This window comes from Aquiflexum lacus (assembly GCF_015476655.1).
GTDB lineage: Bacteria > Bacteroidota > Bacteroidia > Cytophagales > Cyclobacteriaceae > Aquiflexum > Aquiflexum lacus.
Map to the genome: position 1 here is coordinate 20,057 of NZ_JABFHF010000046.1, position 11,751 is coordinate 31,807.

At 36.4% G+C, this 11,751-nt stretch carries 6 protein-coding genes; all 6 read right to left on the reverse strand.

Going from position 1 to position 11,751, the window contains the following annotated elements:
* Positions 1–68 precede the first annotated feature (68 nt).
* Positions 69–1,631, reverse strand: coding sequence for a methylation-associated defense system protein MAD7 (mads7, locus tag HMJ38_RS24155; protein ID WP_194977021.1), 1,563 nt, complete (start codon positions 1,629–1,631; stop codon positions 69–71).
* Between the two features lie 2 nt (positions 1,632–1,633).
* Positions 1,634–6,109 carry a methylation-associated defense system protein kinase MAD6 gene (gene mads6, locus HMJ38_RS24160; RefSeq protein WP_194977022.1) on the reverse strand — a complete coding sequence of 1,492 codons (4,476 nt, stop codon included), beginning with the start codon at positions 6,107–6,109 and terminating at the stop codon, positions 1,634–1,636.
* A complete protein-coding gene (gene mads5 / locus HMJ38_RS24165) occupies positions 6,094–7,458 on the reverse strand; it encodes a methylation-associated defense system restriction endonuclease subunit S MAD5 (RefSeq protein ID WP_194977023.1) in 1,365 nt (454 codons plus the stop codon). Before mads5 ends, mads6 begins: the two co-directional genes overlap by 16 nt.
* Positions 7,458–9,473, reverse strand: a complete 2,016-nt coding sequence (gene mads2, locus HMJ38_RS24170) for a methylation-associated defense system DNA methyltransferase MAD2 (protein WP_194977024.1) — start codon at positions 9,471–9,473, stop codon at positions 7,458–7,460. Before mads2 ends, mads5 begins: the two co-directional genes overlap by 1 nt.
* Positions 9,473–10,195: a DUF6577 family protein gene (locus tag HMJ38_RS24175; RefSeq protein ID WP_194977025.1), complete on the reverse strand. Its 723-nt coding sequence runs from the start codon at positions 10,193–10,195 to the stop codon at positions 9,473–9,475. Before HMJ38_RS24175 ends, mads2 begins: the two co-directional genes overlap by 1 nt.
* Positions 10,196–10,414: 219 nt before the next feature.
* The gene (locus tag HMJ38_RS24180; RefSeq protein WP_262892914.1) at positions 10,415–11,623 is read right to left on the reverse strand and encodes a PDDEXK-like family protein; all 1,209 of its coding nucleotides are present in this window, start codon (positions 11,621–11,623) and stop codon (positions 10,415–10,417) included.
* Positions 11,624–11,751 lie beyond the last annotated feature (128 nt).

An 11,751-nucleotide genomic window follows, 5' to 3' on the forward strand; every position in this document is an offset into this window, starting at 1 on the left:
GATACAGTTCCAATATTAGGTCAATGATTCGTTGATAATATGTATTTATTTTAGTCGTCATTTGCATTCTACTGAGCGTTTAATTCATAGCGTGGTCTTATTCTTTGAAGGATATAAGCGTCACTTAGGTCATTGTAAAACCCTATTTGCCTGAGCTTTAATTTAAACGCCTCTACATTTTCCTTAAAAGCAAGATGGGTATTGATGTCTGCATCATTAAAGCGTTCCTCTGATAGTCCATTGATAATCAATCCGTAGCGATCTTTTATTTTCTGAATAAGTTCTTCGATGGATAGTGTTCTTGTTTGGAAATTTGAACCGTTTGATTCAAGAACCAGAATCTGAACAAGTGTTTCCAACAACCTTGTACCCAAAACATATCTTCGTGGGTGCTTTCTTCCCCGTCCTTGGGCTAAAAAACCTCTTTCATTATTCTTCTGAGATAGATTGTCAAAAAGCTGCAGGTGATAGCGAAATTGATAATTGCCTCTGGCTTTTAGAATCAATTCTATGTACCGATCAAAATAGGTATTCTCATATTTGACCAAATCACCAATTAGGTCTTTGTCCTCAATATCTAGTGTGCTATATAGATTATCCCATTGAGTTTCAAAGTAAATTTCGAAATCTTGAGGTCTTTCTTTTAATAGTTCAAGAGCCTTTCTGAGGTTTTCTGAATTAGTTTTATCAAGCTTTAACCTTCTCAGGGCAGCATTGATCTGAAAAGTAGCTTTTATGTAATCGTAAACGTTATTGTTCAATGTTTCTACATCTTCTGCTGATATTCGTGCTATTTTACTTTCAAAGTTATCAGTGGCATCAACTACAATATTCCAATCAATTCTAACTTCATTATTACCTTGCTCTACCATGCGTGGCAGGGTATGAATTAACTTCTGGATATAAATGGACAAATGAAATGAAGTAATGGTTTTAAGGTAATCTATCAAGACATTTCTTGGTATCAGTCTTTTGTAGACCAAAATTCTGCGCACATCATCACAATATAGCTCTGCTTGCTCAAGCAGAAGTGGCTGTATTTGGTTTAGGCTTGAACTGCTTTCCAGAAATCCGGGCTTTACGTTTTTGATAATGTGTAACAAACCAAGACTATCTACATCAAGATGGTTTCCAGAGTCAATTTTACTCGTTGTCTGGTCCCAACCTTCCATCAAGAAGCTTTTCAAATCCTCTCGTACTGTAGGGTTAGCACTAAGCATTAGGTAAACTTGATCTGCAGTATTATAATCTCTTGTATTGGCAGCATTCCGCACTCTGTAACTTTCTAAATGAATGGGTCTTAAAGAGGATATTTTTTCTTTGTCAAGGTTTCCTCTATAAACCATGTTGACCAAATTACTGCGCATCCACAATTCCGCAGCTTCAGGATTTTCGTTGAATCCTTTTATTGAACCTTCTTCCTCTAATTTGGCAAACACTCTCTTGAGAGTGTCTAGATCAATAAACGAATTGATGCCAGCTCTTGCACGTTGTTTTGGCCTTATCCCGTTATGCTTTAACAGCATAAACAAGTTTACCATTGTATTATCGATATTTACAGCTTTGGCATCTGCGGTGAATATCAATTCATTGCGAAAAAGGCTCTCGTCTTTATTTAGTTTAATGGCCATAGTTATACTTCCATAGGTTCTATGTAAAGACGGCTTTGGTCGTCTTTACTTATTTTAAAAAACTCCAAATTATCCCTGGTTACCACAACTTCAGTGTAGGTAAGGTTTTCCAGAAGATTTTTGAAAATGATCAGTTCAACGAACCTACCTCGCAAGTCATTGAGAGATGGACTAAATCCTTGTTGTATAAAATACAGCATTTCATACAGATCTAGCGAAATCGTAAGTTTGACGTGTTTCTTGGTTTTATGTCTGAAAGTCAAACTGTCTGGTTCATATTCAAGATATTTTACCAAATGATCCGTCCTGTTTACAAACAGCTCAAAATCGTTAAGATCAAACAACCGGAATGACTTACTGAATGGGTCTCTAATATCTGTTGAAGCTAGTACAAGGTAGTCCTTATCTATAACCTGATTATCACATCCCTCATTTAATGATATTGCCCTTGAAATGCTGGTCTTAGTGGTGGAACCATTGTCTCCCATTGAAAGAACTTTTACAAATTTGAAAACTGAGTGATAAGGCAATCTAAGAAGATAGGAGGGGAATTTAGCCTCCTCAGTTTCTATAGTCAATGGGACGTATCCGTTTTCTATAGATAGTAATTCTGATTTACCCTCGAAGTATTGATGTCTTATGAATATTTTCTGGATCACTCGTATTCTTTTGATCAGTGAGCCGTCCTGTTCATGTGCCGGCACCCAGATCTTATTGTTATTAAACTCTTCAATAAGAGTAATTTCACGATTAGAAAACTCTAAATACTCATTGGAATCATGCTGCCCGAAGAAAAGATCTCTGTCTTTATCAGGTATAGCTACTTCACCTATGTCAGTTTCCCTAAGCAGTTTGATTAGGCGATCCTGATTGCCTGAATCATCTACAACAGGATTGGTGATATTGAAATAATAATTTTGCCAATAAGTTTCGGGTTGATTATAACTATCTGCAAACAACTGTACTACATCTGAGCATTCATAGTCTCTAGTGAGTGTGAATGCTATGAAAGAACGTAAATCACGCATTGTAATATGCAGCTCCCGCTTCAGGCTAGCGGTTCTCAACAACCATTCCATACGAGTGATTATTTCTTCCCCTGAAGTCGAGTCATTAAAGGAATCTACATTGTACTTAATAAAGCACTTCTTTTCCAGCTCACATCCTTCACACTTATTCCAAAGCTCCTTCTTAGTGAGTGCTTTTATTTGTTTTCTGAACAAACTTGGCTCTTTCTCATCTTGGGCTGTAACAGACCTTAAGTTTAAATTAATGATCATCAAACCTCCCGGGAGGTTTTGATGCCCTTCGTTGTAGAAGTAGTTTTCAATAGTATCATGTAGAGGTTTATGCTTAGTGGAAGTTTTTAAAAACTCCACTAACCTTCCTTCATTAATTGCGATTATTCTTCCCTCTTTAGCGTCATTGTAGTTAGCCAAGTTTTCAAAGGGTTCAAAAAAGGATTCTAGGACATCATTATTTGCTCGTTCTTCTTCGTCTTGTGAGCCATCATAGTTACTCTCGAAAGAAATACCATTGATCTTAAATTTCGCACCATTTTTATGTTCATGGTGATTTAGATTTTTAACAGCGTTATCGTACTCAATACGTTTGATAAAAGCGGTTTTACCATCACCAGCGTTTCCAGTAATGATTAACAACTTATACTTACCGTCAAGTATATCGGGAAGAAGTTTTTTATCGAGCTTTGAAGGGGTATAAGTTAGCTTATCAAGCTCGTTCACGTTTTCACTTGCTCTAGTACCAAAGTTCCCATTTCTGGATTGGCTATATAAGGAATTGATGTACTGAACAAAATCAATCCCTTCCACTTCAATTTTGTATGCATTTAACTCTTGCATGTGTTCCTCAAAAACCTGAATTAAACTATCATACAATCTCTCAATATTGCCATCCGTGAAATTTCGAGCTCCACCTTTCCAAAAGGGTTTATAAATAATGGTTTCACTATCTATTTTAAGAGTTAGAGCAATTATGTCGCCAAGAGATAAGCTGTTTTTATAGGTTGAAAGTTTGCTTTTAAAGCGATCAAGACTATTAAGTACAGTTTTTTCAACCTCTACAAAAGTTGCCATTTTATCAAACAACTTAATACTTAAACCTGGTTGCGAAATCATCAACTCTACATGGTAGAGTTGATTGTCATTTGTAATTGATTTTTCTACCTCAACATTTGTTTCCAAAATACCTTCTTCACCTATCTCATAAAGTGCATCCAGCATTTCTTTGGCGTTCCGGAAACGATTTTCGACCCTTGGATTAATTGCTTTATGGACAAAGCTGGCGAATGAATCAGAAATTCTAGGTTCAAATTCTTTAGGATTAATTGGATCAATGCTGAGAACTGGCATTTTCTTGGGAGTCCAGGGATATTGCTTGGTTATGAGTTCGTAAAGTGTAATTCCCAATGCAAAGGTATCGGCTGAAGTATCCCAATCGACTTTATAGCCATCAGCTATGAGGTCAGGAGCTAGGTAAGGATTTGTGCCAACAAAATCTTTATTGTCATCAACGAAAGAAGCAACATTAAAATCAATTAGCACAAACCTCTTTTGGTCATCCCAAATAATATTTTGAGGCTTAATATCTCTGTGAAGAATTGGTTTTTCAAGGCTTTGCATGGTTACCAAAGCCTTTAGAATATCCACTCCTGCTTGATAGACTCTATAGATTGGAAGCTTAGCATCTGTGCGGGAGTAGGCACTCAGATTCTCGCCTTCCAAATATTCCATTAGGGTATAAAACTGACCATTTGGGGTTTCACCATTCCAGACGAACTTTACAATATTGTTATGGTCGAGTCCAACAAGTGCGCTGTACTCGTCAATTACTGATTTAGCATTTACACTTTCATGGAAAAGCTTTAGTGTATAGTATTTTCCTTGTAATTGATGCTTAACCTTAAATACGCGTGAGTAACCTCCTTTACCGAGTATTTGGTGAATGATGTAATCTCCAATTCTATCACCTTCTTTCAGGTCATAAGAATCAATGGATGTAGTTTTAGGAGAAACTGTAGTAGGTTCTGATTCATCTGTACTGTCAACCTCGTTGATAGATTCTTCAATGAACTTTTCAAGTTGTTCAATGCTATCTATCCTTTTCAAATCATCAATAAGAATGGTTTTGTGACAGAACTCATCCAACCATTTTGGCAAAGCTTTATTAAGCGTGGTGGGTAGTTTATCAGTTGGTAGTTTACCTCCCATTTTATCAAGATCAAAGGGTGTTTTGAAAGGTTCTTCCCCTGTAAAAAGCCAGTAAATGAGTACTCCAAGTGAATAAATATCTGAGGCACGGGAGGCGTCTCCAATCGTGAGTTCTAAGGGATGATATGGCGTGGCATTGGACTCATTAATAGTGGCCATTACAGTATAGCCTTGCTGGTTGTGGTCAGTGAAATAGGACTTCCCGAAATTACCCAGATAAGCATAACCGCTGCTCATGTAAATGTTATCCGGATTAATGTCCCGGTGAAATATGTTTTCTTTGTGCGCTTCTTTTAGGGCGGCCATCACATTCCGAATAATGCCCAGCTTCTCTTGAAAAGTAAAGGTCTTCGATCGGGCTTCAGCTCTAAGAGAGTTTTCGTCTAAAAAGTCTGAGATTTCATAAAATTGGTGGTTTTCCTCATCAATTTTAAACTCAACGTTCAGTATGAAAGGTTTTGCTTTAATCTTATGGAGAGCTTTGTATTGATTTTTAATTGTCTCCTCACGTTTCTGTAGTTCAGGTTGGGAAAGTCCAGCAACCTGAAGTGAATATTCTTTTACCCTTTTCCGAATAGAAGAGGTAACTCCTTTGGGTTTTACTAAATACTCTGTAAAGTTAGGCTCCTGCTGGAGTATTTCTATAATTTCATAGCCTACGACTTCACGTTTTTCATCCGGTGCTTTTTTACTTTGACTACCATCAAGAAACTTTACAATATCCTTATAAATGTCTACTATGTCATTTTCTGATTTACCTAGCTGTTTTGGGTCTTTCAGGTAAATGATCAAAGGCTCATTAAGTTGAAATGTGAGCTTTCCAGCTTCTTGCCACAGAGAGGGTGCGTATGTATTAGGGTAAGATAGCGTAACCATGTTTTGAACCCATGCCTTACCCCATTTAGGTTCCTGTTCTTTAAGCTTGGAAGCTAAAATGGCTGTTTTTTGCCTACCTGTTTTTAATGGGTTTTGTCGTTGATTATCGTTTACGTACCAATAATTATCATCACCTTCAATACGTCCTTTCCAGTCTTTGTTCTCAATGTTGTAAATAGCATGTGGGGCAACAATCAACAAATCATATTCCCAATATTGCGTACGGTTGTTTCTAGGGTTAGTGGAAGCTATCTCTACATTGGGTACCAGATAAAAGCTATCCGGCAAATTTACCTGCAAGTAATCCAGCAAACGCTTTTCTCCTACATTTACAACTGAATCGAAATAGGGTGGTACTATGATTTTTGCCATGATTCAATTTCGTTTTCTACTAATTGGATTGCCTTATTTTCCTTTTGAAAAGCTTGCTCCAATTTTAAAGTAGCTATGTTGTAATTATTTCCAATTTTATCTCCCTTATCATCAGGCATAGGAATAATTAGAGATGCAATATTATTTTCCTTTATCCACTCAATTACACTACCTGTTTTATGCTTCAATAATTGCAGTGCTCCCAGTTTACTTCTCAAAAAACAAGCGATATAACCTGGATGAATTTTAGAGGAATTTATTTTGATTTTTGAAAGTTGTTCACTAGCAAATACTCCTTGATACATGTTCCTATACACATACTCAATTTTACCAATTGTGCCTTGGACTGAAACTAAAATATCTCCCTCATCTGTGGTATTCCTATCAATATTTCTTGTAAACTTCCTTGAAAGCATCTTAAGCCCTTGTAATCGAGCCATATTTAAATTTTGACCTGTAATTAGCGGGACACCATTTTCAACAAATGATCTTTCTCTTAACCCTGATCTATTAATTTCATTGGCGATATCTCCTAAATAGGTCCAATTGCGCTTTTGAATTTGTTTTATAATGTTTTGCGTTGATGGTTGGTAATAGTCTGACTCAAGTCTCGCCTCTTGAGTGTATTTATCACCTTTTAGTATGTGTTGGATATTAATTTTGAATTTCTTCTTCGGGCTTTCAAATGTAAATTCTGATTCGATTTCCTTAATTGATACTCTTAACAACTTGTTTGCATCTACCCTTAAATTTGAAGCCTCAAATATTAATTTGTGGATTTCCTCTTGTTTTAGTTCAGTGAGAATTGGGATAGGCATGTCTTTTATCATATCCTCAGAAATATATGGCTGGACACCTCCTGCGGCTAGTTTCCACAACAAAGTATTACCATATTTGGAGACCAAAAAAGAATAAATATAACCAGACATTCTAAAATCATGGGGGACAATTCTAATAATATTATCTGAACCCATTGCTCGGAATTCTTCAAACTCGGAATTGATATAAGCAGTTTGCCCAATGGCTCCAACACGCCCTGTCACAATCATCCCTTCCTTTAAAAATGAATGTTCGTCATATCCAAACTTCTTTGAGTTGTATTTGCAATCATCAATTGGATTCTGTTTTACAACTTCAGAATTACTCAGGTAGGGAAAACCGTATCTCTCTCCTGTATAAAACCTTTTGCTTCTTCCAGCTGTAAAAATGCTAGAGGTGATATCATCAAGTTTTTTATGAGGCATCGATCTTAGTATCTTAAGGTATTTAGTGCCTTCCGACAGATGATAACTACTATCAAATCGTGAAGAAATACCGACATCTTTGAAACTTACTTTTAAAACTTTCATTACAATCCACCATTTAAGAACTTTTGATAAGCCTCTGTGATCTTTGGAAGGTCATCATTCAATTGTTTAAGCATTTCTCTTCTGGTTTTTTCTTCCAATGATCCATCCTTTTTATGTACTAGATACTTGGTTTCTGTATAAAAGAGTATCTCTGCTCCATCATTGTCACGCTCAAAAATCGGGTTCCCTCTTCGATCTTTACCCAAATTTTCAGCAATGGCCATAAAAACATCATAGTCTTCAGCGCTATCCTGAGCAAGCTGCCTTTCAATTTCAGACTTCCGCTGAAGGAAGAGCAATGAAGCCTGAACGCCTACCTGAGGCAAAAAAGCCTCCACTGCTAAGTCAACCGAAGCCAGTATTTTGAATTTATCTAGGATCCATTCCCGTACGGGAAGGGTATTTGGGTTTCCCAATATACCATCAGGCAATACAATGGCTACTTTTCCGCCAGGCTTTAAAAAGTTGTAGCATGATTCAATGAACAACACCTCAGGAGCATCACTGTATTTGGACAAGAAATAATGGCTAGCAATTTCAGTTTCTACCTTTACTTTCGCTCCAAATGGAGGATTGGTGAAAATGATATCGAATTTTCCACGGGCATCATGACCATATCGGTTTTCAATGTCATCCATTTCTTCAAGGCTTTTAGTAACAGCAGCCTGAATTTTCTCAATTTCAGCAGGATGTTCCCAATTAGGGTAGGCAAGGGAATTGACATGGAAAATATTAGCGTGACCATCACCAGCCATCACCATGTTCATTCGAGCTGCTTTTTTCAAGTCCGGGTCAAAATCAAAACCAAAAATACTCCTCTCCGCATACTGCTTTACGCGCTCATTTACCTCAAAAGAATTAAATTTCTCTGCCAGCAGTGGCCCATCTAAATCTGGGTACAACTCAGCGGCAATCTGCTTTCTAACATGGTCCAGTACCATCACCAAAAAGCCTCCCGATCCACATGCAGGATCAAGTACACGGTCATTTTCAGTGGGATTCATCATTTCCACCATTGCTTTGATGATATTCCTCGGTGTGAAGAATTGTCCAGCTTCCTGTTTTAGCGTATTACTGACAATAGTTTCATAAGCCATTCCTTTCACATCCACTGAAGCATCAAGGAAGGAGTATTTTGCAAGTTCACCTGCTATGAAAGCCAACCCTTTGTCCGTAAGCCCGATCGCTTCATTGCCATCAAAAACCTCAGAGAATATTTCATCTCTTTTTAGCTCTTCAAAAAGTCCCTTAATACGTTTGGCTACTTCTTTACGCCCTTCTTCTGTATTTTGCTCTTTTACTCCAACCCAAAACTTTCTGCGATAGCTATTTTCAGAAGGGATGAATCTGCGTTTCTCGTCATAAAGTTTGCAGAAGATTAGGTTAAGTAATTGCCAGAAGGCATCCTTCTTTCGACCTTCGTTTCCATAAATGTAATCGTGAGATCGCTTAAACACTTTTATAAGTGAGTCATTCGCTGGCTTCTTACTTGAAGAACGGTCAGCTCTATCAAGGTCTGCTAATGTCTCACCTTCACCGGGGAAATCAGAAAGATCTACAAACTCATAATCAAAGCCCATTGCATCATCTTCCTTCTGTAAATAATGATAGCTTGAACCATTTGCCCAAAGTCCAAATTCGCAGTTTTCTACTGCACCCATTGCGTTCTCCAGTGTGGGTTTCACCCCTTTTTTCTTGTCAGCATCTTTTACTTTATCATCCTGAACTACACAGATTCGAAGTATGAAATCCTGCTCATGTGGTTTTCCTTTTTCAAAGACTACTAACTCAACCTTCTGTTTTTTTGGTTTCCCTGTATCAGGATCGGTGTATTGAATGGTAAACTCACGCTCCATATCATCCAAGTCGAAACCATATTCCTCATTAAGCATCAGAATTACTGATTGAAGATTGCTTTCCTGTGGTTTTACCTTTTTGATTTCACCTGTCAGAATACAAACCAGCTGGTTGTCTTCTAAGACTATGTCATCCTGTTCAATTACTTCTGTAGCCATTATTCGATGGTATTTAATAGTTCGTAGATTTCTTTTCTTTTATCCCTTCTCGCTGCATAGCGTAGGAGCTTGCTTTTATTCACCTTGTATTTGGCAAATGCCTGTTCATACAGTTTGCGAATATTTAAGCCAATAGGCTGTAAATATTGTTCATGCTCAAACCAGGCATTTACAAGAATGCCTTCTAGGCTAGGGGAGAGGTAATCCCCTTTTCGCTCAATTGGGGTTTCTGATACTAATGCAGTCAGAATTATAGCCTCATCTTGTGGCATAAGGTATCTTGTAGTAGTTTCTTTGTCTGGATGTAAAAAAACCTTTTTGCTAAACGAAAGCATCTCGTCAAATAAGTGGTCTAAATCATCTTTGTCGAGAGCGATGAATACCCAATACTTAGAAATTTGATCCCCACTAATTTCATTGAATATAGAAGTGTCCCACATTACAAATTTCCCGCTATAAACCCCTTTAACCTTGTTGTACAGGCGTTTTGATTTTAGACTTAGCTCAGAAGAAAATTCAGGTTTGAATTCGAAAGTGTATAGACCTCGGCCAATTTGATAAAGGAGATTGTCTTTTTTGAGTTGGTTTAGCCTCCATGCTATAGTACTTCCAGATAAATCAGGTAACTGCTCATGTAAAGCATCTGTGATTTCTTTAGTTGTAAACTCATGTTTACCTGCAAAATGTAATTTAAGAGTATGGGCTATATCTGTGTTTTTCATGGAGATCAAACAAATATAATTTTAAAATTTTAAATTCAAAACTTTGGCAAGTAAAAATTAAAATTGCCGAAAAAATAAAATTTATTATTAAGTATTGTTAGAAGGATAGTTGAAAATCTCATGAAAGTGTGAAATATGAAATTCATTCTATCAAGTGCGTTAAATTTTTAAAAGTAGACTATTAACAGGAGTAATTCACATATTTTTTTAGTTAAGAAATTAAGTAATCAGATGGTTATTAATAATTTCACAAGCATTTTTTTCTCCTTCAATAACTCGAAGCATGTAATCAGATATTTCCTCTGCTAGTGTATCAAGGTTGGTTGAGGAATTAACTTTGCTTGATAATTGCGAATATAATCCTGCATTATAGGTCATCCAACTATTTGTTCTTTTGTTAAACTTAATTTTTTCAGAAAGCTCAGACTTAATTAAATTTTTATCAAACTTTTCGGTACTTAGGAGTATTCCATGTCCAAAACCATTGATGAATTTGGGAGTGCCCTCAAAACTAACAGATAAACCCTCAACCCAGTTTTGCCTAAAAGAAATCTGATTCCAATTAAAATTCAGTACATTCAAATCAAAAACCATTTCCCAGTCTTTAGGTAACTTTTGCGTAACTTTAGATTTAACGATAGTGTATAATTTAATGGTACGAGTGTTTTGAACCTTTCCGATATTGGCTGCGACCAATTGGGCTTCATCATAATATTCAGATAATAATTTTTCTAGTTCTTCTTCCATTTTATGTGATGTTAATTGATTTGTTAAATATTGGATGGTGATGACATATTGTTTGATAGTCTCTCTTAATATAGGGGAGTCAGATACTATTGAGTGACATTCCTCAAGCCATTTTATGATAAACCGTTTATATGAAACAGGATAATAATCCTCGTTCAGTTTAAGGCTTTTAGACTCTGAATGTCTTCCTTCTAAGGTTAGATAAATTAAATAAGAATTGATATGATTGGTTTGGAAGCTGTTCAAAAATTTTCGATACCTTTCCAATTGTAGAAATCCAACATCAGAAAAAATCTTGTTTTCTATTCCAATCACAAATTTATCTGTTTGAATGAAAATGTCCAATAAGCCTCCTTCTTCAAAAATATAATTTACAGGTGAAATGTATTTTTCCTTTTTTACACCATCTCCGACTTGATGGAATTCATCAGTTATATCTAGATTAAGGTCCTCATTTAGTCGATTGATAAATGCCTTTAAGAAAAGGTCATTGTACCCATGGGTACCTTTTGGATTTAGCAGCTCAGTTATCAGGGTTGTATGAAGAGTTGACTCAGATCCTTCAAGTTTCAATATTTTGAAAATATTAAAGATTTCACCCCTGAGTCTTGCTAACTCCTCCGATTTTAATTTAATGTCCCTTATTTTGGAAAGTAAAGTTTTGACTCGTTGATGTGGCATAATTTGAAGATTATAAAGGTGGCCTTCTTGGAAAATTCCTTCGGAATTGAGAAGTAGGGTTAAAACTAAACTCTACTTTCTTTTTCTCTTTGGTTTCCGGATGATTTTGAAGTCAATTTTGGTACGGG

Excerpts from the sequence above, each read along its gene's own strand:
- mads7 (WP_194977021.1), bottom strand. The coding sequence starts at position 1,631 with ATGGCCATTAAACTAAATAAAGACGAGAGCCTTTTTCGCAATGAATTG.
- mads6 (WP_194977022.1), bottom strand. The coding sequence starts at position 6,109 with ATGGCAAAAATCATAGTACCACCCTATTTCGATTCAGTTGTAAATGTA.
- mads5 (WP_194977023.1), bottom strand. The coding sequence starts at position 7,458 with ATGAAAGTTTTAAAAGTAAGTTTCAAAGATGTCGGTATTTCTTCACGA.
- mads2 (WP_194977024.1), bottom strand. The coding sequence starts at position 9,473 with ATGGCTACAGAAGTAATTGAACAGGATGACATAGTCTTAGAAGACAAC.
- HMJ38_RS24175 (WP_194977025.1), bottom strand. The coding sequence starts at position 10,195 with ATGAAAAACACAGATATAGCCCATACTCTTAAATTACATTTTGCAGGT.
- HMJ38_RS24180 (WP_262892914.1), bottom strand. The coding sequence starts at position 11,623 with ATGCCACATCAACGAGTCAAAACTTTACTTTCCAAAATAAGGGACATT.